Genomic DNA, 24,791 nt, shown 5'->3' with positions numbered 1-24,791 from the left:
TTTATTGATTGTTCTCCATGAATGCCTCAACGTCCTTCGGATGATAAGGTATTCTCTTTTCTCCGATGAAACGGCAACCGTTTTCGGTTATGAGAATATCGTCTTCGATGCGTATTCCGCCGAAGTCCTTGTATGTCTCGAGCAGGTCGAAGTTGATGAACTCCTTGCAGTGTCCTTTTGCCTTCCAGTCGTCGATGAGTGCGGGGATGAAGTATATTCCCGGTTCGTCGGTCACAACAAAGCCCTGCTGCAGGCGGCGTCCCATGCGCAGACAGTTTGTTCCGAACTGTTCGAGATTAGGACGAGTCTCTTCGTCAAAGCCTACGTTTATCTGGTCGAGGTTCTCCATGTCGTGTACGTCCATGCCCATCATGTGGCCCAAGCCGTGCGGCAGGAACATGGCGTGTGCGCCTGCTGCTACAGCCTCGTCGGTGTCGCCCTTCATCAGTCCGAGCTCTTTCAGTCTTTCGGTCATAAGGCGGCACACAGCCAGATGCACGTCAAAGTATTTCACTCCGGGCTTGGCTACTTCCAGTACATAGTCGTGGCATGCTTCCACAATGCTGTATATCTCCAGTTGACGTTGCGTGAACTTGCCGCTTACAGGCATTGTGCGTGTGTTGTCCGAGCAGTAGTTGTTTATTGTTTCTGCTCCGGCGTCACACAGAGCGAGTCGTCCTGCTTCCAGAATGCTCATCGACGGATTGCCGTGCATTATCTCGCCGTGCTGGCTGTAGATGGTCGGGAAACTCACCATGGCGCCGTATGAGTGGGCGATTCCGTCCACCTGTCCGCCTACGAACTTCTCAGTCACTCCCGGACGTGTCAGCTTCATGGCTGTTGTATGCATCAGATAGCCTATTTCGGCTGCTCTCTCCAGTTCTTCAATCTCCTGCTGCTCCTTTACGGAACGCATGTTCACCACTGATTTTATGAGCTCCATGCTTGCAGCTTCCTTCTGCTGTACAGGGTGAATGCCGAGCAGATCGAAAATCTGTATCTTTATGTCATGACGGTAGGGCGGCAGAAAGTGTATCTTGCGTTTCTGTCGCAGAGCCTCGTTGCATGCGCTCTTCAGTGCACGCATCGGTGCGGTGTTTTCCACGCCCACCTGTGCCGCGAGGTCATGCACGCTGTCCACGCTGCCGTACCAGACAATGTCTTCGATGTCGATGTCGTTACCGAAGATTGTCTCACGGTTGTTGTCTATGTCGATCACTCCTACGAGTCCGTCTCTGTTCAGACCGAAATAATACAGGAACGATGAATCCTGTCTGAACGGATAGTAGCCGTTGCTTGGGTAGTTGCAGGGCGACTCGTTATTACCGAAAAGTATGATTATGCCGTCCTTTACAAGACTTCTGAGCTTGGCGCGACGGTTTACGTAGGTCTGTTTGTCAAACATATATTAAATTATCATGTCAATTGTTTGCAAAGTTACAATTTTTATATTTAAAATGTGTAATTTTGCAGAGCGTTTTAAACAGTTTTTATACAAATGGACAAAAATACGGGGCTTGTGCTTGAAGGTGGTGGTATGCGTGGTGTTTTCACCACGGGCGTACTCGATGCGTTCATGAAACACAATTTGTATTTTCCTTACATTGTGGCGGTGTCGGCCGGAGCATGCAACGGCATGTCCTACGTAAGCCGTCAGCCTCGACGCGCCCGAATCTCAAATATCGATTATCTGGCGCGCTACGACTACATCGGATTGCGCTATCTTATCACCCAGGGTTGCATATTCGACCAGAAACTGCTTTACGACAAATTTCCTAACAGTTATATACCGTTTGATTTCGACACGTTTTTCGAAAGCGAAACGGAGTTTGAAATGGTGACAACAAACTGCCGTACGGGACTTGCCGAATATCTGTCGGAGCGTCACGACCGTCAGCGTGCGCTCGATGTGGTGCGTGCTTCGAGCAGTCTGCCGTATGTGAGCAAGATTGTTTTTGTGGACGGAAAGCCGATGCTAGACGGGGGAATAGCCGACAGCATTCCCGTAGAGCGTGCCATGCAGAAGGGCTATACTCACAATGTGGTGGTGCTGACACGTAACAAAGGCTACCGCAACGACGGCCATGACATAAAGATACCGCGTTTCATCTACCGCGACTATCCACGTCTGCGTGTGGCTCTGAGCCGACGCATAGAGGTTTACAACCGCCAGCTCGACATGATAGACCGACTGGAGCAGGAGGGGCGCATCACCTGCATACGTCCGCTGAAGCCGATGGAAGTGGGCCGTATAGAGAAAGACACTAAGAAGCTGGAGGCTCTCTACGAAGAAGGCTTCGCGCTTGGCGAAGCCTTCTGTAAACAATTTATGGATAAAAAATAAACCTAGGCCTTTGTCACATGTCTGTTACAAGGCCTTTCTCCGAATGTCATTCCTCTGTCTCTTTGTATTTCGGCGATTCACCATATTTGTTGGTTTCTGCTTTGCTGTCGAGCAGACAGAATATTATGACGATGATATTTAAAATTGTGTTGATTGCCGTTATGCCTATGGTTGCCGGTGCACTGGCAAACTCCATTATTTCTTCCGGGTTTATGTTTACGCTCATCAGTATGTCGCTGTTTGCCATAACGTATATTGAACTGATGATGCTCACAATCCAGCTTACGCCGACCCACCATCCGCTCCGGCCTGTATCGTGCAGGCGCCGTACCGTTGCACCGAAGATGAGAAACTGAAGTATTATGCCTATTATGGTCAATGCTGTCTGAGGCAGAATCATACCCAGTATTAAATTAATGATCAATACGCATATGTAGTATGCCAGTATTGTCCACCAGAACTCCGAACGGCGTGTGCGGCCTTTGAAGTCGGTCAGGCGGTTGAGCGATGATTTCACGGCATCGCCGAATCCTACGGAAGGGGTTGCTTCGATTTGTTTCATTATCTTTTTGTTTTTTCTGGTTTATATATGTAACCGCCTGGCAGATGTCCGCCAAGCGGTTTTGTACACTTTTTGCCCGTCTTGTTACATTGTGTCGTATCTTCTGTCTGCCATATCCGCGTTTGTGTCCATGTCGACGTATTTTGGTGACGGGCCATATTTGTTGTCTTGCATATGGCTGTCCTGGCATAGGAATACGAGCAGAATGATGTTATAGACAATTCCTATCAGCAGTCCGATTGCCACATAACCCAGTGTCACACCGGTGAGCATCTTTTCTATTATTTCATTATCAGACATTGACGACAGGTCCGACAGGCTCTCGCTTACGCCGAGTGAGCCAATGAGTACGAATATGAAGAAGACGAAGAAGGCAAGACCGCCTATCAGGCTTACGCCATACCACCATCCACTGCGGCCGGTGTCGTGCAGACGGCGGAATGTTATCGGGATAAGAGCCAGGCTTATAAGAAGCGATATCAGACTCCCGATTACTGGAACGAATGTAAAGATGAAGTTAAGGATAGTGGCTACAAGATAAGTCCACCAGTATTCGGAACGGCGCGAACGGCCGTTGAATTGTGCTATCTTGTTCCATGCGGCGCTCAGCGCTTCTGTAAATCCCAACTGTGGAAGTACTGTCAATTCTCTCATAATCAATTTAGGTTTTAATTGTGGTCCCCAACATTTGTTTATGTCGTCCGTGCCGGAGTGGGGACCGTGTCTCCGGCGACAGGCGTATTGTCTGTTGTTTATGTACGGCAACTGTGTCGTGGCGTTATTTCAGACGTACCGGTTTGCCGGTGCGTGCACTCTTCACTGCAGCACTCAGAATCTCCACCACCGTCAGATTGTTCTCCAGCGATGCGAGGTCTGTGGGCTGCACCGTTATCTCTCCGCGCACGGCAGCCTTCAGATAGCGGAACGAATCGTCGTATGGAGCGTTCAGTTTTGTCGGTCTGACGTCTGTCTCTTTGCCGTCCCTGTAGAGCGACATGCGCGACGGAGTGCTTTGATAGATGTATCCCTTTGAGCCGTATATGTACATATCCTTGCGGTTCATTGGCCAGTTCCACGACGGCATGAGCTGCACTGTCACATCGGGATACTGCAGTATGATGGTGGCGTCGTCGTCCACCTTCGGATATTTCTTGGGTTTCTGATGGTTTGTCACGGCATAGACACTCAGCGGTTTGCGGCCGTCGAACAGCCATGTGGCGATGTTCGCGCCGTAGCATCCGAAGTCGGTTATCGCTCCGCCGCCGTTCATCACCGGGTCGGTCAGCCACGTGGTGAAGTCCTTGCCGCATCCTATCTCTATCGGCCCCTGGTGTCCGTCGTACACAAGTATGCGCGTTATGTCGCCTATCTGTCCTTCCTTCACCATTCTGTAAGCTTCGTGATTGGAACAGTACCAGCTCGTCTCATAGTTTGTGAGCAGCAGAATGCCGTGCTCACGTGCCAGCTTTGCCATGCGGCGGGCGTGTTTCATGTTCACTGCCAGCGGCTTTTCCACCATCACATGTATGCCCCGCGGAGCACATTCCTCCACCACCTCCATGTGGTCGTATATCGCACCGTAAGCCACCACAGCCTCCGGATGTATGCTGTCGAGCATCTCTCCCAGATCGGCAAATGCCGGTATCCTGTTGTTGTGAGCGACGAGTCCGTTATGCCGGCGCATGCGGTCGTCTTTCTCATAGACGCCCACCACTTCGAAGTCGCCCCTGTCCATGCGCGACACAATGTCGTTCAGATGGCCGTGGGCAACTCCCGCCACGGCCACGCGCAGCGGCTTGTTGTTTTCGCCGTCTATGGCTGCCGCCGTCAGACAGTATGCCATCAGCGTTATGAAGACACACAGTGTTTTATGGATAAGGTTGAAGGTTTTCATATCATAATTGCAGGTTGTTCCGGTTCTTAGTCGCGTGTGCTTGTCGTGTATCGTCTTGCGGCGGAGGTCATTTCTCCAGAAGGTCTGGCCTAAGGCGGCGTGTGCGCTCCATGGCCTGTTCCATTTCCCACTCCTTTATCTTTGCTTCGTTGCCGCTGAGCAGTATGTCCGGCACCTTCCATCCCTTATAGTCGGCGGGGCGGGTGTAGATGGGGGCCGACAGCATGTCGTCCTGGAAACAGTCGCTCAGGGCACTCTGCTCGTCGCCTATCACTCCCGGCACCACTCTCACTATGGCGTCGGCCATCACTGCCGCAGCCAGTTCGCCTCCGGTGAGCACATAGTCGCCGATGCTTATCTCGCGTGTGATGAGATGGTCGCGCACACGCTGGTCAATGCCTTTGTAGTGGCCGCACAGTATTATCATGTTCTCCTTCATCGACAGGTCGTTGGCCACGTGCTGGTTGAACTGCTCGCCGTCGGGCGAAGTGAATATCACCTCGTCGTAGTCGCGTTCGGCCTTCAGTGCCGATATGCAGCGGTCTATCGGCTCGCACTGCATCACCATTCCGGCAAATCCTCCGTACGGGTAGTCGTCCACGCGACGCCATTTGTCCTTGGTGTAGTCGCGCAGGTTGTGCAGATGTATCTCTGCCAGTCCTTTTTTCTGTGCCCTTGCGAGTATCGACTCGTTGACAAAGCCTTCGAGCATCTCGGGCAAAACAGTGATAATGTCTATTCTCATATTTTGCAAATTTATTGAAAAATATCGTAAGTTATAGATATGAATGGTTAAAGAAAGTAAAAAGAAACGGTCTGCAGAGGTCACTGTATCCGTGTATGGGGTGGGTTGTCGGGACTGGCGGGCGAAGGTCTTTATGCGTGTGGCGACAACTAAAAACCGGCGAATGTTAAATCATACGTCTCTGTGGCTGCGATATTTGCGTGCGACACCCGTGTCGGTCGCAAATACGCGATTCTCGGACACTTTGCGGAAGTTGCTGTACGACAGTGGGTTACGCCGACTGATGTCTTACGTGACTTTTTACAGTCGTGCGAAACAGGCTTTGTTGAGGCGTGATATTGGCTTTATCGTGGTGTGATATTGGCTTTATCATGGTGTGATATGGTGCATATCAGGCCCTGATATGGGCTGTATCATGTGCTGAAAAGGTGCTTGTTGCGTGACGTTTGAGAAAAATACGGATTGCCGGACAGTCTCCGTCATCCCGAAACAGGCACTTCTGCATCACTCCTTAATCTGTAGCGCATCTTGAGGTTGAACTTTTTTCGGGTCCGGAATTAACATAAAAGTGTTAAATCTTTCTCTGTCGTCCGTGGCCGATGAACTATGTAGGCTGATCTCCCTTGTTGTTCACTCCGTAGCCGAAGAGTGCGAAGTCGCCTTTGAGAGGGTCGTCCGGGAACACCTCCAGCATGGCTTGTGACAGTCGGCGTGCCGCACTCATCGACGCCGTGCGGCTTGTGAGCAGTCCCAATCGCTGCGACTGCTGCACCACGTGCGTGTCGAGCGGCATTATGAGAGTGCGCTTGTCGATGAATCGTGTCCACAGTCCCAGATCGACGGGCGAACCGTCGCGCACCATCCAGCGCGTGAACATACACACGCGTTTGCATGCCGACTTGGTGTCGCGCGGTATCACCGTGCTTGCATTACGTTCGGCGAAGTAGGCACACAGGGCGCCGACGGCTCCGTAGCCGTCTGTGGCATTGGTGCGGACAAACTGCCCCAGACTGCCGTGTTCGGTCAGCATGGCGCGCAGCGTCTGTAGCAACAGGTGCATGTCGTGCTGCGTATACAGGCGATAGTAGCACCGGTCTTCGTCGGGTATGTCGTCGGCAAAGCTGCCGCTGCGCACCCATTCGTCCATTCTTCCGCCGGAGCGGTCGAGCATGTATTGTATTTTTGGGAAGAACTGCTTGCGTGATCCGTAGCTCAGACATGATGCTGCGAAGGCCATCACCTCCATGTCTGCCGCGCCCTCCACCTTGTGCATGAACAGGCTCGGGTCGTCTTTCAGAAAGTCGGCCGTCTCATACTTTTCCGCAAGAAGTCTTATGTAGTCTGCTGTCTTTTTATCCATCGTTTTTTGTGTTTGATTATATAGCCGTGCGGTGGGGTCTGTCCGCCTTCAGACATAAAAAAAGGCGACAACCTTCACAGGCGACCGCTTCAAATCTTCAATAGGTATTAGTCTCTTCCATTAAGGTAAAAAGATTGTTTTCAGGATAACGTTTACAAAGATATGACATTTTTTATGTCTGCCAAAATTTTTTATACCTTTTTTCCGAAAAAATCCACCGTGTGCGCGCACAGTGTGCTTCTTGATAGCATTAAACATAAAAATTCATAATAAAACCGTATAAAAATGGTTATTTATTAAATATCTGTGCCTTTTTGATGTTTTAATTGTCACTTTGTTGTTGCTGTGTGAAATATTTTCGGGAATGTGGCGCGCAAAGTGGATTTATTTTGTTATATTTGCGCTTCCCCGTATTTTTCCTTGTATGATGCCTGCCGGCATGTTGTTTGTGTACTGCGGGCGGAAAATGCGGAGATGTTTTAAATGTAATTGAATATGGAGATAGTTTATTTGATAATAGGAATTGTTGTCGGCTGTGCGATTGTGTTTTTTTTCATGCAGTCGAAGGTCAGGAGTGTGAAAACCGGACTTGCTCTGGCCGAGCAGAGGGCCGCACAACTGGAGCAGACCGCCGCGCAGCTCAAGGCGGATACGGAAAATGCCCGGGCCGAGATGTCCAGAATGAACGGCGAACTGATGCAGGCCAGGGTGGAGGCAGAGCGTGTTGCCACCGAACTGAGGGCTGAGAAGGAGCACAGTTCGAAGGAGATGCAGATGCGGCAGGAGCAGTTCGAACAGCAGCTGAAGACTGTGCAGGAACAGTTTGCCAACCTTGCGACGAAGGTGCTCAACCAGACCACCGACCGTCTGAAGGCTGACAACTCGGAGAGTATGGAGAACATCACCAAGCCGCTGCGCGATAATCTCAAGCAGTTGCAGGAGGCAATACGTGTCACCAACAGTGAGACGGCCAAGAGCACGGCGTCGCTTTCCGAGCAGCTCAAGGCCATGAGCGACCAGACTACTAAGATAGACCGCACGGCGACAATGCTCACCAATGTCATAAGGGGCGGCAACAAGGCGCAGGGTAACTGGGGCGAGCGCATGCTGACCGAAATTCTCGATGCGCAGGGTTACAGGTGTGGAATAGACTATGACGTGCAGCAGACCATAACAGACGATAAGGGTAACGTCATTGTGAACGACGAGAGCGGCAAGCGTATGATTCCCGACGTCATACTGCATTATCCTGACAACGAGGACGTGGTGATAGATTCGAAGATGTCCATCGATGCCTACTATCAGTATGTGAATACAGAGGACGAGGCGTTGAAGCGCAAGTTTGCCGACGATCTGGTGAAGAGTGTGCGCACGCAGGCCGTTAATCTCGCGAAGAAAGACTACAGCCGCTACATAACAAAGCCGCGTCGGGCCATCGACTTTGTCATAATGTTTGTGCCGAACGAGGGTGCGTTGCAGCTGGCATTGGCTCACGACCCGAAGATATGGCGCGAGGCTTTCGACCGCCATGTGTTCATCACCGGACAGCAGAACCTTATGGCCATACTCCGTATGATTCAGATTGCGTGGCGTCAGTATGCTCAGACCGAAAGCCAGAAGAAGGTTTTCGAGATGGCGGACGAGATGATAAAGCGCGTAGGAGAGTTCATCAAGAGGTTCGACAAGCTGAAGAAGGACATCGACACTCTGCACAAGGACTATGACGACGCCTACAACAAGGCTTATACCGGACGCCAGAGCATTGTGCAGAAGGCTAACGAGCTGAAGTCGCTCGGCGTGAAGGAGAGCGCCAACTATCCCATACCCGAATCACAGACACTATTAGACGACGATTATGAAGAAAAGTAAGAAAAGACTGTTGTTTGTTTGCTTGGGGAATAAATAGAAAAATATATCATTATTATATATTGCTGAAATATAGTTAGTTTAGATTTATTTTATATCTTTGTAATGTAAACTAAATATAGATTTTATATATTATAATGTAAACTAAAAGGTAAACTAAAAACAATGATATGAAACGAAATTTACCTACTATTTCAGCAATACTTTATACTTCAAAGACGCTTGCCAATGGTGAACATCCTATTATGTTGCGTGTCTGCTATAACGGAAAGCGTAAATATAAGAGTATGGGTATATCTTGTATGGCTCAAGAATGGAGTGATGACAAGCAACGAGTTAAAGGCAAGCGTGCAAACAGCCTCAACGCAATCATCGCAAAAGAATTGGCTGATGCTCAAAATCTTGTGTTTTCTTTGGAAGGTAGGAAAGAATATTCAGCCTCAACTATTGTATCTGATTTACAGAAGTCTCCTACGAAAATCACATTGTTTTCTTTATTTGAGGAACGAATTGAATTTTTTAAAGTAGAAAAAGGAAAATATAATACTGCCACAGGATACACAACTTTACTAAATCGCATAAAAAAGTACACCAACAATAAAGACCTTGAATTATTTGAGATAACAGTAAATTGGCTTCGCTCATTTGAAGAATATTTGCGTTGCCATTATGTAGATAATTCCATCCGAAAGTTCTTCGATAATTTCAAAGCTATCTTAAATTATGCCACAACTAAGGAGTATATAAAGGATACTCCGTTTGCTTCCTTTAAATTCAGCAAGAAGTTAAATTGTCAAACAAGGAAACGTGCCCTAACGTTACAAGAAATAACGTTGTTGATGAGATATTACCAACAAAGATATGGTTATAATGGTAAACAGAATAACGATGTCTATGGAGAAGTTAATGATAAACAGTATTGGGTAAACCAAAAGTTCAAACCAAGGGGAGAGACAAAGTTAAGTCCAATCAATGCGGAACAATTTTCACTTGCTTTATTTTTATGTAGCTACCTTTTTCAGGGAATGGCTCTAATAGACCTTGCTAATTTGAAAAAGAAGGATTTGCGAATAATTGAAATTACAGACAGAAAGACGTTTATCAAGGATGCGGCTGAAAATGGATATGATTATGCGATTGATAACTTGAGAAAAATTTATTGTTATGAGATTATAACGACAAGGCAAAAAACTAATCATCCTACAAAAATTATCGTCAATATAAATTTGTTGATGCCATACCTTTATCCATTTGGTTCATATATCGATGGAGAAAAGATTTTGAGTGAAAATGAATTAGAGGATTATATATTCCCAATCTTTGATAAAGATAATGATACCGAAGATAAGAAGTTCAGTCGCATGGCATATATGAATTATCTTGTTAATGTCAATTTGAAACGTATTGCAAGGCGATTAGGTCTTTCCAATGGTATAACATTCTATAGTAGTCGGCACAGTTATGCTTCCGCTCTTTATCATGCTAATGTCCCTGTGGGATTAATTGCACAAAACATGGGACGTAATCCTGCGGAAATTGAAACTTATCTGAAGGAATTTGACAATGAGAATATTTATAATGCAAATTTAAGGTTGTATTTGTCGGAGCAACCCGAATATAGGGATATTATTGAGAAGTCCCGTGACGAAGAAAGAAAGAGATTAAAAGAAGAAGGAAAATTGGGCAGGTTAGAGCTGCTTGAAGATATATGGGAAGGCTACGATGAAGAACCATTCATTTAATAACTATTTGGGCAAGTGGAGATATTAATATCCACAAAATAAACCATTAGAAATTTAATTAACAGAGGTAACTTCCCATTCAATAAAATATATTAGATATTGACACTTAATGAGGTATTCGTTGCATGTATAAAAAATTTTTTTCTAAGAAATTTGGGGCTATTAACCAATAGCCCCAAAATACATGAATTATAAACTTATATACCTATATCACAATTTTTTAATAGCCTCATTAAGTATGTTTAATGGTTTCCGATTTTTGCGTAAGTGTATTATTCTATCCATTAGGTGCATAAAAACTGTTATTAATACGTGTTCATCGTTCAAATGTGAATATAAATACTCATCGCTTATTCTAAGGCTATCAAGTGTCTTCTTTAAAAGTTTGTGATTTTTGCAGGTTATTTCAACTCTATACATCGTTGTATTAAAACCTGTCTTTTCTTGAATGTAATATTTACTACTCTCTTGTTCTATTTCCTTTTTTTTATTGTATGTTTTCATCGATAATGTACTTTTTTTGTTTTTTACCAACATCTGAGGATTGGCAAAAATACGATGTCGGGGATTCCACCATGAAAGAAAGCCAACACCATAAACTGCTTTATTATCAGCTAAGCGACCATTAACAATTAAATCATAGTTATCATCTTTATATTGTCTAATAAGATGTTTTTCAACATTAAAATTAAAATCTACCGCAATATCCAATTTTGATATCTGTAGAAATTCAAGATTAAGAGCCTCTTCAATATAATAACGTGCAGAAACCAACCATGAGTATAGAGCTTCGTTATCATAAATAATATATACATTCTGACGATTTTTGTTGAATGAACCGAAACGCATATAGCCAACTTTTCTGTTATAATAACCTTTGTATTCGTTCCAATCCTTGCACCACATAACAAACTCATTCTTATAATAGCGAGATTCCGACCTTACAAGCCATATTTCTTTATTTTTACCAAAATGAAAAATGTTATTGTCTGCCGATAGGTATTCTTTCATGCTGTCAGTTGTTGTATATGTTATCTCAAGGCAATCAATACTTGCTTGGTATAAATATTCTTTTTTTCTCATTGCTTTTTGAACTTATAAACTATTTATAAATATAAAAATAATTCAATTAAGTTCAATAATTATGGCAAAGAGAATTAGGAGAAAATTATCGGATGCAACTAAATTTAAAATGAGATTGGCGAAATTAGGTACTAAAAATCCGATGAGTGGCAAGCATCATACAGAGGAAACAAAAAGAAAAATCAGAAAAAAATTAAAGGATTATTGGCGATTAGTCTCGATAGAATAGATTACCCATGAATAGGCAAATACTTTCAGTATCATAAATGCTGATACTGCATATATACTGTATTCTCTTTTAGATTTATAGAAATCGAATGTTTAAATACATCTACTTAATGTTATTTCCTATATATCCGTGTGTCGTGTGTTTTAATACAGAAAAATGTATGCTTAAAAATTCTGTATTCAAATAAATCTATAAGTTAATAAGAATATATTGAAATTCCGTATTCAATTTATTCTTTGATTTATTTGCATACAATAAAAAGAAATAGTATATTTGCACTGTAATAAAAAAGCAATAATATGAAAGCGGTAATATATTCAAGGGTCAGTTCAACAACAGATAGACAAAACACAGAAAGACAGGTAGCCGATTTAACTTCGTACGCCAAATATAAAGGTTATGAAGTCGCCAAGATATACGAAGAAAAGATAAGTGGGGCAAAAAAGAATAATGAAAGACCTATACTTGTTGAGGCTTTAGATTTTTGTAAATCTGAAAATTGTGATATATTATTAGTATCGGAATTAAGCAGATTAGGTCGAAACGCTTTTGAAGTCTTGGAGACTGTTAAACAACTTGTAGATGAGGGCATCAATCTATATATACAGAAGGAACAATTTACCTTGTTAGATAATGAAGGTAAACCGTCAATTTTTGCTCCAATAATGATTGCAACATTATCAACTTGCGCTCAACTTGAACGTGAAAATATCAAGTTTAGGTTAAACAGTGGTCGCCAACTCTATATTGAGAAAGGCGGTAAACTTGGACGTAAAGAAGGTTCCACAAAATCTACAGAACAAAAAGCTGAAGAATATAGACAAGTAATTAAGGAACTAAAACGAGGTACAAGTATTCGTAAAACTGCTAAACTATGCGATGTCTCAGTCTCAACTGTTCAAAGAGTTAAAGCTGAATTTAATCTGTAAAAGCAAAAAGGGAGGAAAAACCTCCCTTTTTTCATGTCCGACAATCAATAGTTAAACATTAAAGTTGCGTTTCCGTTAAATGTATAATCCCTACCATCATGACTCATTTTTAAATGCTCAAATCTGATAGTTATTTCGCTTTCATTGGGATTGACATTAGTTACTATAGCCTTTCCTGAATTATACTTAAAGGCATCCTCCAAATCGATAATGCTACCATCTTCTTCTTCGTTTAGCGGTGTTAATGCCAAATTCATAGTGGAAAAATCATCGCCTACTTGAGGACCGGTTACATTTCTATATGAGAAAGTATAATATTCCACATTAATAACTCCATTACTTTCATTATCTACAGCGACAGTAAATGTTCCTTTATTCGTACTTTCATCCCAATTTCCCATAAATCCAACCGCTGATAGATTATAACCAACTCCATTGATTTCAATCTTATTACCACCTTCTGTTGGGTCATCGTCATCACTACATGAAGTCAGATTAAAAGAAACAGCAGCAAAGAGTATAATAAAAAAATAATCAAAAAACTTTTTCATAATTCAATTTATAAGTTATACTATTTAAAACAAAAATAATCTTTAATCCCATGAATAATCACCATATTCAGCTTTGCCAACCAAGGCATTTGTTCTTCCGTCAGCAATTAATATACTAAGCACTAAGGAATGAATGTGAAAATAACATTCATTAGTGAAATTTATTTCTGCATTTTCGTCACAAACGGTCCCTGATGGTCCTAAAATTCCACCCTCAAATGTAACTTTATAGAACTTCTCACCTGTATTATGATAACGACTTTCACTTATTTTAAATTTGCCTTTATTATCCATAGTCCACTTTCCGTCGCTTGGATTTGCATAATAGAATGTGTATTCATCTCCGCTAAACTCAACTTTTAACCAACATCCTATTTTTGAACTGTTAAGAGGTTCTGTATAATGCCATGTTGTGCCATTTAGTAGCTTTTTAAACTCTTCGACACTATTAACTTTTTCTAATTTTTCAGTAATTGCTTCTTCTTTTATCTTGTTATTATTTACATCACAACTGATAACTATAATAGAAACAACAAATAATAATATAATTGAAATTGTTTTTTTCATTGCGTCTATTGTTTATTTATAATATTATACTATAGTCCAAAATCTGTGGGGAAGACAATACAAAAAGCGTGGACCTTACGCTGTATCGACTTCCAAGGTATCGCCAAACACCCAATCAACCATATACAACAGTAAAAGCCCACGCCGATGAGGACGCAGGCATTACCTTGTTATCCTTGGTTGATTTCTGTTGAATTTGGCGATTTTGGAAATCCACAAGATACAAGCTAACGCTCTTTATATTATATGTCTTTTAGTATTATCTATACCATAGGCAAAATTATTTTAGTTTACAGCACAAAATTAGCACTTTTCATTTTATTTAGATTGAAATAAAGAAGAAAAATCACCGTAAATCAATTCTAATATTTAATTTTGCAAGATTAAGATGCTATAACAAGGTGTAATTATTGTAAACCACAATGTAAACCGACATATTATAATGAAAGATAATCAATTGATAAACAATAAAAAATATAAGATACTTTTTGTTTGCTTGGGCAATATATGCCGCAGTCCGGCTGCTGAGGGCGTGATGAAGGCGCTCGTGGAGAAGGCCGGACGCGAGGACGAGTTTTTCATCGATTCTGCCGGAATAGGTGGATGGCACATCGGACAGTTGCCCGACAGCCGTATGCGCCGGCGCGGAGCAGTGCGCGGTTATAAGTTCGACAGTCGCGCACGTCAGCTTTCCACGGCCGATTTCAGCCGCTTCGACCTCATTCTTGTGATGGATAATGCCAACGTGCGTGCCGTCACTGCCATGGCTTCCATGCCAGAGGAGAAGGACAAGGTGAGGATGCTTGGCTCGTATATGACAGCCCATGCAGGAGTCAGCGAGATTCCCGATCCTTACTACGGTGATGATTCGGACTTCGATTATGCCCTCGATCTGATAGAGGACGCTTGCGCCGGACTTCTGGCTGAGTTCTGATGTGTCATGTCATCTGCCGCTTGTAAGGTGGCTTTTATATAATGTGCAACAGAATGATGTGTGTCTGATACCCATTCTGTTGCACATTTTTAACCCGAATCGGTCATTATAATTCAGTCGGTATTTTTGCTTTGTATAGAGCGTATTTTCGTTGGATTTTTTGCAGGCATAGCGGGCTCTGTTAAGAAAAATCCAACAAAAAGTGGTCAATAGAAAACAAAAAGACGGCTGAAAGCATGAATGCATAAAATATATGAAACAGATGCGGTCTGATGACCGATTGGGGTTTAATTTATGTTATATTTCTCCTGCCTTGTATATACGTTTGTTCTTTATTTCTTATATTTGAGAAAACTAACCGTATATATATTGCTTTTATGACAAGACTGATGCTTTTTTTCATGGCCCTGCTCATATCGTGTGCGGCCGAATGTCGGGATTTCAATATAAAAGGAAGTGTCGGAAGCGTGGCCGACAGCATGAAGGTAGTAATTTGCTATGACATAGACGTTCCTGAGTATTACGGATTTAATAGATTACTTTTAGGTAAACAGCCGTTGGCAGAGGCGCTTGTTAAGGACGGAACGTTTGAGATTTCCGGACATGTTGACGGTCCTGCGCTTGCTTACATCATATTCTGCGATGCGCGTGCTGCTTCGTTTTTCAACGATAGAGATGCAAGATATGTTACTGTCATGCTCGACAATGCAGACATGAGTGTAGTTGTTGACGATGTTACACGTCTTCCGCGTGTGATGAATTATGACGAACCGGAGGTGTCGCCCATGATGAGCGAGACCGCCGCAGTTGTCAGTGGCGGAACAGAACAGAATCGTTACAACGAATGGCGCGACGCGGTTATGGCGGCTGAAGACAGGCTGTGGCATACGGAAAGCCTGCTCGGAGCAACCAATCATGTGGTGAGCAACGATGCTGTGGAACGTCCGCAGAGTGAGCTCGACAGTCTTAAGGTGATTGCTTCGGAGCAGAGAAAGACGGTGGAACGCATCAATGATGATTTCATAAACGCCCATCCCGAGTACGCCATATCTCTCATATTGCAGTTGAAAAAGCTGGAGTACCCTTATTGTTATACGAAGGATATGCTGGAATCCACGGCAGACAAGTTCGCGGGCAACGCCGATACGTTGCGCTATAAAAGATTTCTTGCCGATATGCCACGCTATATGAAGTTTGTGAAAGGTCGCCATTTTGCCGATCTTCGCATGGTTTCGACGAGTGGAGAAGATGTTAATCTGGAGAGCGTACTCAGCCGCGACAAGGTTAATATTGTGGATTTCTGGGCATCATGGTGCGGACCGTGCAGGGCAGGAATGCCGAGATTGCGCGATATAAAAGACAAATATGAAGGCCGGATAAACGTGATTGGCGTGTCACTGGATGACGATGGCGACAAATGGTTGACGGCGTTGGACGACATGATGACGTGGAAACAGTTTCGTGTAAGAACGGAAAACGCCGGACCGGTGGATTCGGAGTACGGTGTAGCTGACATACCGTCTTATTTCATAATATCTCCTACGGGTGAGGTGATTTATAAGAGTTCAAATATAATTGAGGTGGGCAGGAAGCTCGAAAGTATTATGAACGACTGAAAACAAGGTTGCTGGAACAGTCTTTTGTGTGTTTTTCGATTGTATGTCAAAGACTGTTCCGGCTTGTTTTATGTATTTTTATGAGCTTTTATTTTTATTTTTGCATAAAAATACAACATTTTTATCGATATGAGTTATTAATAGTTTCAATTTGCTAAGTATATTGATGAAAATGCTACATTTATGAATTTTTTTTGTATTTTTGCATCCGATCAAAAGCAAGATAAGATGATACTGGATTACGAAATGCTGAAGAGCTTCTATTCTTCATATAATAATAAGGTAGAAAAGGTAAAAGGATTGTTAGGCAGGCCGCTTACTTATGCGGAGAAAGTGCTTTACGCTCATTTGTATGATGAGAATGGGTTGAAAGCTTATAAGCGCGGAACCGACTACGTGGATTTCCGTCCCGATCGTGTGGCTATGCAGGATGCGACGGCGCAGATGGCGCTGCTGCAGTTCATGAACGCCGGAAAGGACCGCGTGGCTGTGCCTGCTTCGGTGCATTGCGACCATCTGATAAAAGCCGACGTCGGTGCAGACAAGGACCTGCCGGCGGCAATGACGACAAACAAGGAGGTTTATGACTTCCTGCGTTCTGTATCGGCCAAGTATCACATAGGTTTCTGGGGACCGGGCGCTGGCATCATACATCAGGTGGTGCTCGAGAATTATGCTTTCCCAGGAGGAATGATGGTAGGCACCGACTCGCACACGCCCAATGCCGGAGGACTCGGTATGGTGGCCGTAGGAGTGGGCGGCGCGGATGCTGTGGACGTGCTTACGGGTCAGCCGTGGGAACTGAAGATGCCGACGCTCATCGGCGTACGGCTGAGTGGTAAACTGTCGGGCTGGGCATCGCCGAAGGATGTCATACTGCAGATTCTCGGTATGCTGACCGTCAAGGGCGGTACGAATGCCATATTGGAATATTTCGGCGACGGCCTCGAGTCGATGTCGGCAACGGGTAAAGCCACTATTTGTAATATGGGAGCCGAGCTCGGTGCGACTTGCTCCATATTCCCGTTCGACGACAACGGTGCCGAATATCTGTGCCGTACAGGTCGTGAGGAGATAGCCGCAATGGCTCGTACATGTAGTGGTAATCTGCGTGCCGACGACGAAGTGTATGAAAATCCGGAAGCATACTACGATAAAGTGATTGACATTGACCTCAGTAAGGTGGAACCGCATCTCAATGGTCCGTTCACACCGGATGCCGCCACGCCCCTCTCTCAGATGAAGTCTAAGGTGGAGGAATGCGGATTTCCGCCGGCTGTAGAGGTGGGACTGATAGGCTCATGCACCAATTCCTCATATCAGGACCTGTGCCGTGCGGCTTCGGTTGCGCGTCAGGCTTACGAGAAGAACATCCCCGTGAAAGGACAGATAATAATAAACCCGGGTTCGGAACAGATACGCCGCACAGCCGAAAGAGACGGAATACTGGAAGATTTCAGACGCATCGGAGCGGTGATAATGACCAATGCGTGCGGTCCTTGCATCGGACAATGGAAGCGACATACTGATGACAACGAACGTAAAAACTCTATTGTGACCTCGTTCAACCGCAACTTCAGACGCCGCGCCGACGGAAATCCTAACACATACGCATTCATCGGCAGTCCGGAACTGACCATGGCACTTGCCGTAGCGGGCCGTCTTGACTTCAATCCTGCCACGGACGCACTGACAGACGTTTCAGGACAGAGCGTGATGCTCGACCCGCCGCAGGGCAATGTGTTCCCTCCTGAAGGATTCGATGCCACGGACGACGGATTCATCGCGCCTCCGGCAGACGGCAGCGACGTGCAGGTTGTAATCTCACCCGACTCAGACCGTCTGCAGAAACTGGCTCCGTTTGGAGCGTGGAACGGCAAGGATCTGTGTGATATGCCCTTATTAATAAAGGTGAAAGGCAAATGCACCACCGACCATATATCAATGGCAGGCCCGTGGCTGAAGTATCGCGGACATCTGCAGAACATATCCGACAATCTGCTTATGGGTGCTGTGAATGCCTTTAACGACGAGAGCAATCGCGTGAAGTGTCTTACTGACGGCAATGAAATGGCTGTGTCTGCTGCTGCCAAAGCCTATAAGGCGGCCGGACTGTCGTCAATCGTCGTGGCAGAAGACAACTACGGAGAGGGCAGTTCGCGCGAACATGCTGCCATGGAGCCGCGCTATCTCAACGTACGTGTGGTATTGGCTAAGAGCTTCGCACGCATTCATGAGACCAATCTGAAGAAACAAGGCATGCTCGCCCTGACCTTCAAGGATAAGGCTGACTATGACAAGGTACGCGAGGATGACCGCATTTCGGTGACGGGACTCGACACGTTCGTACCCGGAAAGCCGCTTGTGGTTGTGCTGCGTCATGCTGATGGTACAACGGAAAGCTTCGAAGTATGTCATTCTTACAACTCTACTCAGATTGAATGGTTCCGTGCCGGTAGCGCACTCAACTATGTAGGGCTTCATAAATAAGCCGCTGTAGTAAAGCATAGTGCTGCTTGCGGAAAAGCGCTTATCTGATTATCATTAACTGAAGGAAACTCCAAAACAACGAAATAATAATGAAAATAGAAATGAAAAACGGCCGTCTGGCCGTGCCAGATATGCCGACCATTCCCTTTATCGAGGGCGATGGTGTGGGCAGCGAGGTGTCGCCCGTGTGTCGGGAGGTCGTGGATGCGGCCGTGAGAAAGGCTTACGACGGAAAGCGGAAGATAGAGTGGATGGAGGTGTTTGCCGGTGGTAAGGCCAACGAACAGACCGGTGAGTGGTTGCCGAAAGCCACACTCGACGCTTTTGCCGAATATCTTGTAGGAATAAAAGGTCCACTTATGACGCCCGTGGGAGGTGGTATGCGCTCACTGAATGTGGCTTTGCGACAGACGCTCGACCTTTATGTATGCCAGCGTCCGGTGCGTTATTTCCGCGGTATAGAGTCGCCGGTGAAGCATCCTGAGGACGTGGATATGTGTATATTCCGCGAGAACACCGAAGACATATACGCCGGAATAGAGTGGGAGGCCGGTTCGCCCGAGGCGGAGAAGTTCTATAAATTCATTTCGGAAGAAATGGGAGTGGGCAAGGTAAGATTCCCCGCCACTTCAGCCTACGGTGTGAAGCCCGTGTCGCGTGAAGGCAGCGAACGGCTCATACGCAGCGCCATTGAATATGCGCTGACACACAACCGCAAGACGGTGACGCTCGTACACAAGGGCAACATAATGAAATTCACCGAAGGCGGATTCAAGAAGTGGGGCTACGAACTGGCCGAACGCGAATACGGAGAAGAACTTCGCAGCGGCCGGCTTGTCATAAACGACTGCATCTGTGATGCATTCCTGCAGAATGCTTTGCTGCGTCCGCGCGACTACAGCGTCATTGCCACGATGAATCTCAACGGCGATTATGTGTCTGACATGCTTGCCGCACAGGTGGGAGGCATAGGTATTGCGCCCGGTGCAAACATCAACTATAAGAGCGGACACGCCATCTTTGAAGCTACACACGGCATTGCGCCCGACATTGCGGGCAAGGATCTGGTGAATCCGTGTTCCATCATCCTATCGGCAGTAATGATGCTCGAGTATATGGGATGGAACGAAGCGGCCGGTCTGATAACCTCGGCTATGGAACGCCTGTTTGCTGAAGGATATGCGACAACCGACCTTGCACGGTTCATGCCCGACGGAAAACCGCTCGGAACAAAGGCATTCGGCAGCATGCTTGCCTCCGGTCTATGACCACACAATGATTTTACCGGACGGCCTACGGTGCCGGACGGCAGTTTAAAACAAACAAAACTTAAGGTTATGAAAAAGGAATATCTGATATACAAGCTGTCTGACGAGGTGAAGAACTCGTGTAAGATAGCCAACGAACTGTTCCCGAAATACGGAGTGAAACGCGGTCTGAGAAACGAGGACGGAAGCGGCGTGCTCGTGGGTCTGACAAAAATAGGAAACGTAGTGGGCTACGACCGCGACGAGAAAGGTCATCTTGTGCCGACTGCAGGCAAACTGTATTACCGCGGTTACGAGCTCGACGACCTCGTGTCTCCCATACTTGCCGAGAAGCGCCTCGGCTTCGAAGAGATAGCTTTCCTGCTTCTCTCGGGCAATCTTCCCGACCGTGAGGAACTCTCGGCGTTCAGAGAGCTTATCAATGACAATATGGCTCTGGACCATAAATCGATAGTCCACATCATCGACCTTGAGGGTTCAAACATCATGAATATCCTTGCACGTACGGTGCTTGAGATGTATACGTTCGACCCGAATCCAGACGATCTGTCGCGCGACAACCTCATGCGCCAGGCGGTGGAGCTCACAGCCAAGTTCCCAACGATAGTGGCCTACGCCTACAACAGCTACCGCCACACCGTGCGTGGACGTTCGCTGCACATACATCATCCGCGTGAGAATCTCTCAATAGCCGAAAACTTCCTCTACATGCTGAAGCAGAACGACTACACCGAACTCGATGCTCGCATGCTCGACATGCTTCTCATCATTCAGGCAGAGCATGGTGGAGGTAACAACTCGACGTTCACGGTGAGAGTGACATCCTCGAGCCGCACCGATACTTATTCGAGTATTGCAGCCGGAATAGGCTCTCTGAAGGGTCCGTTGCACGGTGGCGCCAACATCAGAGCCATCAATATGTTCCATCATCTGAAGGATAACATCAGCGACTGGACCGACATAGACGAGATAGACACTTATCTTAACCGCATTCTGGACGGCGACGCCTACGACGGAAGCGGCCTTATCTACGGCATCGGTCACGCCGTTTATACGGTGAGCGATCCGCGTGCCGTGGAGTTGAAGAAGCTTGCCGGCGAACTGGCTAAGGAGAAAGGCCGCGAGGCAGAGTACGATTTCCTGCGTCTGCTCGAGCAGGAGAGCATCAAGTGTGTGTCTGCACGACGCAACACCAAGAAACCTCTCTGCGCCAATGTGGATTTCTATTCTGGTTTCATATACGAGATGATAGGTCTTCCGCAGGAGATTTACACTCCGATATTCGCCATGTCGCGTATCGTGGGATGGATGGCCCACCGCATAGAGGAACTCAATTTCGAGGGACGCCGCATCATCCGTCCGGCCTACAAGAACATACTGGAGGAAAGAGAGTACGTGCCTCTGGCCGAGCGCTGATGGCGTGTGCTACTGACTGCCGTGCGGCTGACTCGACAGGGACATGTTGCTGACGGCATGCAGTTGGGCGCATACGGATGAGGCTGACGGGTATGCATGACTGGATAAATATGTATTACCGAGAGTAAAAGAGATTTACAACAGAAAATCCTAAAATAGGAACTGTAAAGCGTAAGACAGTCACTGAAAGGACGTCTTCGGTGTTATCAGAATGTGGCTTCTGGCTTATAAAAAGCTGAAAACGGCTCTTCAACATTGTTGGAGGGCCGTTTTTGTTGTGCAGAATGGTGCGTTTCGTTGTGTGAAACGGGCCATTCCGGTGCATGAAACGGGCTTTATGACGTGGTGATAAGGGCTTTCCCGTCATGTCGAATGGACGTTTCTGCAGAGCTGCGATGGTGTTGTAGGCAGCGGAATGATGGATAGCAAAGTGTTGGACTGTATTTCCTTTTTTCTCGCTTTTTATGGAACTGAATGACATAAATGCAAATATTTTGCCGTATTTATTGTCAAAAAGTGATATTGTATGCTTTATTTTTGTATTTTTGCAAACGAAAGTGTGAAGCGTCACACATAGCCTATGATTACTTTGTGACAGTCGGTAAATGATACAACGGACGTTGTATGCATGCATGATGATACAGAGCTGACTGTCCGGACTGGACTTACTGTTGTCCAGTCAGCCGTCGAGATGAAACGGGAGATGAATGTACACTAACATTATACAAAATCAAATCTGTTATGAAAAATTCTACTTTTAAAACGAACGCACTTCTTCTGGTGCTGTCGATGTCGGTTCTTTCGACTACCGCTCAGGTGAAACTGAAGCCGGTGGGAATGGCCGCCACAGAACTTCGTGCAAATGCTGACAAAGAGGAAACAGTCTTGCTCGATGAGGACTTTTCTTTGTTTACGGCCGGAACAGAGGATGAACCGGACAACAAGAACGTGTCCGACAACTTCACCGGAGAGATTCCGTCTTATTACACCAAGGCTCCCGGATGGCAAGGTGCAGCCATAAGACAGGCCGGCGGTGTGTGCGCTATGGTGTTGGGTAACTTTTCGACGTCTGACGGTGGCGTGGAAACTCTGCCCGGATATCTCATTACGCCGAAAGGAAACTATGCCGGCGATCTCACAATGACTTTCCGTGCGCGTCTGCTTGGCAATGAAACGGAGTCTGACAAGATGACCGTTGCGCTGATACATTCAGAGAAGGGCACACTGGAAAACTCGCAGCTCGTTATCGGAAAGACGTGGGAGGAATACAGCGTGACATTCAGCAAGGGTGAGTTCCGTTCGTGCGCGCTGGAGTTCTCCATGTATTCTGCTGCCGTTCTTCTGGACGACATAAAGGTGGTGAGCAAGCAGACATCAATCATTCCGCCTGTACCCGCCGGAGCTACAGACTTCAATGCCGAAGGATTCACAGCCAACTGGTATCCTACCAAGGAAGCTGAGAGCTATCTGCTCAGCCTTTATGAGATGAATATGGACAAGGCGACGACATCCGAATCGTTCGACGGTATCAACTCTACAGCCGACGGTATGGTGGACAGCAGCAACCCCAACTACCCTGAAGGATGGCAGATCGTGCTGGCGCAGGGCGACGGCATACAGCTCAGCAACGTCGGATATGAAGGCTCGCAGGCTCTTGTCATGGGCGAGACAAACGACTGGTTGCAGACACCTTACATCGACGGAAAACTTGTTGACTTCAAGTTCTACGCTCGAAACATATCTGGCAATCCGGTGAATGCAAGCACTATAAAGGTGAACGTGATGCTCGATAATGACGAGTGGTATGAACTCGGACGCATCGATATAGAGCGTATATCAACTCAGGGTGAGTTCATCTCTGTTGCCAACAGCCTGGAGGACAACATCCACCGTGTGGCTATCGTGTTCGAAAAGCATGCAAACGACACAGATAAAGATCCGATGATTGCCATCGACCAGATATCGTATATGGTGCAGCCGGAGACAGTTCCTGTATTCGTGGACAAGGAACTGACCGACACATTCTACGTGGCTAAGGGACTTGATGCTGCAAAAGACTATTGCTATACGGTGAAGGCAAAGAACACTGAATTCACTTCGGCTGCGTCAGACGCCGTTCCTGCTCTCGGACTGGCAGTGCCTGTGTTGAGTGTTGCCGACGGAGTGAGCGACAATCAGTATACTGCCCGCTGGCAGGCAGTGCCGAAAGCTGACGGCTATTATGTGCGCAACTTCAGGGTTTATACAGTGGACGAACCGGAAGAGACGGTCGTTCTGCACGAGGATTTTGCCAAGGCGACACAGGGAACTCAGGACATGCCGTATAACGATGTTATGTCTATGTTCGGTCCGAAATCGCTCGATGCTTACACAACACTTCCCGGATGGCTGGGCCAGAACTATGTCACTATCCCCGGAATGCTTGGTGGCAACTCCGGTGCAGGCAGCTTCAGCAAGGCCGGAACAGTTCAGACTCCGGCTTTAAAACTCGATGGCAACGGAGGAAAGTTCAAGGTTGAAGTGACCATGTGTGGCGGTCTTGGCACAGAGGAGGACTCTCTTGTCATCCAGGCAGGCTCAAAGGTATACAAGCGTCTGTACTTCTCCGGCGAATATGAGCCCACAACTCTCACTGCCGAATTCGACTGTGGTGAGGCAGACATGCCGCTGTTGATTTATACATACAAAGGCTCCATGTTCTTCATCGATGACATAAAGGTAAGCCAGGAGCTTGCTTCCGGCTCTCAGATCATTACTGAGGAGGCCAACGGTTTTGCTTGGGGCAACCAGAACACAGCCTATACCTTCAGCAATCTGGAGCAGGGCGAGCACGAGAACTTCGGCTATCGTGTATATGCTTACCGTCTGTTCTGCGGTCAGGAGGTTTACTCTCCGTCAGGCGAGATGGCTCTCGTCGATCTCAACGGAACCACCGACGGCATTGACATGGCGCAGGGCGTTAAGGGTATATTCGCAGTAGGACGCAATGTGCACGTGGTTCTTGACCAGCCGCAGGCTGTTGAGGTGTACGACGTGAGCGGCCGCAAGTGTGTTGATGCAGCCGGAACAGCCGGTACGAATGTTTACGTACTTGGACGTCCTGGTGTATATGTTGTGAAGTCAGGAGGTATGATCAAGAAGATTGTTATCCGCTGATAGCGGTTCTGACGATATAGTCGGGCCGGCTGCGTAGGG

20 protein-coding genes and 1 pseudogene are annotated in these 24,791 nt (G+C 46.3%); 11 read left to right on the top strand and 10 right to left on the bottom strand.

All coding sequences use genetic code 11. From position 1 onward, the window contains the following. Window position 1 precedes the first annotated feature (1 nt). Window positions 2-1,405 (bottom strand): aminopeptidase P family protein, encoded by a 1,404-nt coding sequence (locus tag WKT13_RS04230; protein ID WP_340322963.1) that lies wholly within the window; start codon window positions 1,403-1,405, stop codon window positions 2-4. A 93-nt stretch (window positions 1,406-1,498) separates the two neighbouring features. On the opposite strand from WKT13_RS04230, the gene WKT13_RS04225 reads away from it, so the two are divergent. Beyond that, on the top strand, window positions 1,499-2,344 hold the full coding sequence (locus WKT13_RS04225) for a patatin-like phospholipase family protein (protein ID WP_445323575.1): 846 nt from the start codon (window positions 1,499-1,501) through the stop codon (window positions 2,342-2,344). A gap of 46 nt (window positions 2,345-2,390) precedes the next feature. On the opposite strand, the gene WKT13_RS04220 is transcribed toward WKT13_RS04225, so the two are convergent. The 5 genes from WKT13_RS04220 to WKT13_RS04200 form a co-directional block, all read right to left on the bottom strand. Next, the gene (locus WKT13_RS04220) at window positions 2,391-2,906 is read right to left on the bottom strand and encodes a DUF805 domain-containing protein (protein ID WP_340322962.1); all 516 of its coding nucleotides are present in this window, start codon (window positions 2,904-2,906) and stop codon (window positions 2,391-2,393) included. An 84-nt stretch (window positions 2,907-2,990) separates the two neighbouring features. Then, window positions 2,991-3,560, bottom strand: a complete 570-nt coding sequence (locus tag WKT13_RS04215) for a DUF805 domain-containing protein (RefSeq protein ID WP_340322961.1) — start codon at window positions 3,558-3,560, stop codon at window positions 2,991-2,993. Between the two features lie 124 nt (window positions 3,561-3,684). Beyond that, a complete protein-coding gene (locus WKT13_RS04210) occupies window positions 3,685-4,800 on the bottom strand; it encodes a Gfo/Idh/MocA family protein (protein WP_445323574.1) in 1,116 nt (371 codons plus the stop codon). A 67-nt stretch (window positions 4,801-4,867) separates the two neighbouring features. Beyond that, window positions 4,868-5,545, bottom strand: a complete 678-nt coding sequence (trmD, locus tag WKT13_RS04205) for a tRNA (guanosine(37)-N1)-methyltransferase TrmD (RefSeq protein ID WP_340322960.1) — start codon at window positions 5,543-5,545, stop codon at window positions 4,868-4,870. 604 nt (window positions 5,546-6,149) lie between these two features. Continuing rightward, window positions 6,150-6,905, bottom strand: coding sequence for a TIGR02757 family protein (locus WKT13_RS04200; RefSeq protein ID WP_340322959.1), 756 nt, complete (start codon window positions 6,903-6,905; stop codon window positions 6,150-6,152). Window positions 6,906-7,400: 495 nt separating this feature from the next. On the opposite strand from WKT13_RS04200, the gene rmuC reads away from it, so the two are divergent. Together rmuC and WKT13_RS04190 are read left to right on the top strand one after the other, a co-directional pair. Further along, window positions 7,401-8,774 carry a DNA recombination protein RmuC gene (rmuC, locus tag WKT13_RS04195; protein WP_298618206.1) on the top strand — a complete coding sequence of 458 codons (1,374 nt, stop codon included), beginning with the start codon at window positions 7,401-7,403 and terminating at the stop codon, window positions 8,772-8,774. A 167-nt stretch (window positions 8,775-8,941) separates the two neighbouring features. Next, window positions 8,942-10,513 carry a site-specific integrase gene (locus WKT13_RS04190; RefSeq protein ID WP_340322958.1) on the top strand — a complete coding sequence of 524 codons (1,572 nt, stop codon included), beginning with the start codon at window positions 8,942-8,944 and terminating at the stop codon, window positions 10,511-10,513. Between the two features lie 210 nt (window positions 10,514-10,723). Here the strand turns inward: WKT13_RS04190 and WKT13_RS04185 are convergent, their stop codons facing one another. Beyond that, window positions 10,724-11,596, bottom strand: coding sequence for a hypothetical protein (locus WKT13_RS04185; protein WP_340322957.1), 873 nt, complete (start codon window positions 11,594-11,596; stop codon window positions 10,724-10,726). A gap of 61 nt (window positions 11,597-11,657) precedes the next feature. Between WKT13_RS04185 and WKT13_RS04180 the strand changes: the two genes are divergently transcribed. Both WKT13_RS04180 and WKT13_RS04175 read left to right on the top strand, forming a co-directional pair. Further along, complete coding sequence (locus WKT13_RS04180; protein ID WP_340322956.1) at window positions 11,658-11,825, top strand: NUMOD3 domain-containing DNA-binding protein; 168 nt, start codon at window positions 11,658-11,660, stop codon at window positions 11,823-11,825. Window positions 11,826-12,124: 299 nt separating this feature from the next. Further along, the gene (locus WKT13_RS04175; RefSeq protein WP_340322955.1) at window positions 12,125-12,754 is read left to right on the top strand and encodes a recombinase family protein; all 630 of its coding nucleotides are present in this window, start codon (window positions 12,125-12,127) and stop codon (window positions 12,752-12,754) included. 44 nt (window positions 12,755-12,798) lie between these two features. On the opposite strand, the gene WKT13_RS04170 is transcribed toward WKT13_RS04175, so the two are convergent. Together WKT13_RS04170 and WKT13_RS04165 are read right to left on the bottom strand one after the other, a co-directional pair. Beyond that, window positions 12,799-13,305 carry a hypothetical protein gene (locus tag WKT13_RS04170; RefSeq protein WP_340322954.1) on the bottom strand — a complete coding sequence of 169 codons (507 nt, stop codon included), beginning with the start codon at window positions 13,303-13,305 and terminating at the stop codon, window positions 12,799-12,801. A 42-nt stretch (window positions 13,306-13,347) separates the two neighbouring features. After that, window positions 13,348-13,872, bottom strand: coding sequence for a hypothetical protein (locus WKT13_RS04165; protein WP_340322953.1), 525 nt, complete (start codon window positions 13,870-13,872; stop codon window positions 13,348-13,350). Window positions 13,873-14,314: 442 nt separating this feature from the next. On the opposite strand from WKT13_RS04165, the gene WKT13_RS04160 reads away from it, so the two are divergent. The 5 genes and pseudogenes from WKT13_RS04160 to WKT13_RS04140 all read left to right on the top strand — a co-directional run bounded on the left by WKT13_RS04160 (window position 14,315) and on the right by WKT13_RS04140 (window position 21,596). After that, complete coding sequence (locus WKT13_RS04160) at window positions 14,315-14,806, top strand: low molecular weight protein-tyrosine-phosphatase (RefSeq protein ID WP_340322952.1); 492 nt, start codon at window positions 14,315-14,317, stop codon at window positions 14,804-14,806. A gap of 377 nt (window positions 14,807-15,183) precedes the next feature. Next, window positions 15,184-16,422: a TlpA disulfide reductase family protein gene (locus WKT13_RS04155; protein WP_340322951.1), complete on the top strand. Its 1,239-nt coding sequence runs from the start codon at window positions 15,184-15,186 to the stop codon at window positions 16,420-16,422. Between the two features lie 228 nt (window positions 16,423-16,650). Next, window positions 16,651-18,912, top strand: coding sequence for an aconitate hydratase (locus tag WKT13_RS04150; protein ID WP_340322950.1), 2,262 nt, complete (start codon window positions 16,651-16,653; stop codon window positions 18,910-18,912). Between the two features lie 77 nt (window positions 18,913-18,989). Next, window positions 18,990-20,180 (top strand): annotated as a pseudogene (icd, locus tag WKT13_RS04145) (NADP-dependent isocitrate dehydrogenase); the annotation flags it as partial. A 69-nt stretch (window positions 20,181-20,249) separates the two neighbouring features. Continuing rightward, window positions 20,250-21,596 carry a citrate/2-methylcitrate synthase gene (locus WKT13_RS04140; protein ID WP_298618202.1) on the top strand — a complete coding sequence of 449 codons (1,347 nt, stop codon included), beginning with the start codon at window positions 20,250-20,252 and terminating at the stop codon, window positions 21,594-21,596. A 115-nt stretch (window positions 21,597-21,711) separates the two neighbouring features. Here the strand turns inward: WKT13_RS04140 and WKT13_RS04135 are convergent, their stop codons facing one another. Next, the gene (locus tag WKT13_RS04135; RefSeq protein ID WP_340322949.1) at window positions 21,712-22,077 is read right to left on the bottom strand and encodes a hypothetical protein; all 366 of its coding nucleotides are present in this window, start codon (window positions 22,075-22,077) and stop codon (window positions 21,712-21,714) included. 260 nt (window positions 22,078-22,337) lie between these two features. On the opposite strand from WKT13_RS04135, the gene WKT13_RS04130 reads away from it, so the two are divergent. After that, complete coding sequence (locus WKT13_RS04130) at window positions 22,338-24,752, top strand: T9SS type A sorting domain-containing protein (RefSeq protein ID WP_340322948.1); 2,415 nt, start codon at window positions 22,338-22,340, stop codon at window positions 24,750-24,752. Window positions 24,753-24,791 lie beyond the last annotated feature (39 nt).

Source organism: Prevotella sp. HCN-7019 (assembly GCF_037890215.1).
Classification (GTDB): domain Bacteria; phylum Bacteroidota; class Bacteroidia; order Bacteroidales; family Bacteroidaceae; genus Prevotella.
Note: the sequence above shows the minus strand (reverse complement) of the source record. Positions and strands in the feature narration are given on the sequence as shown.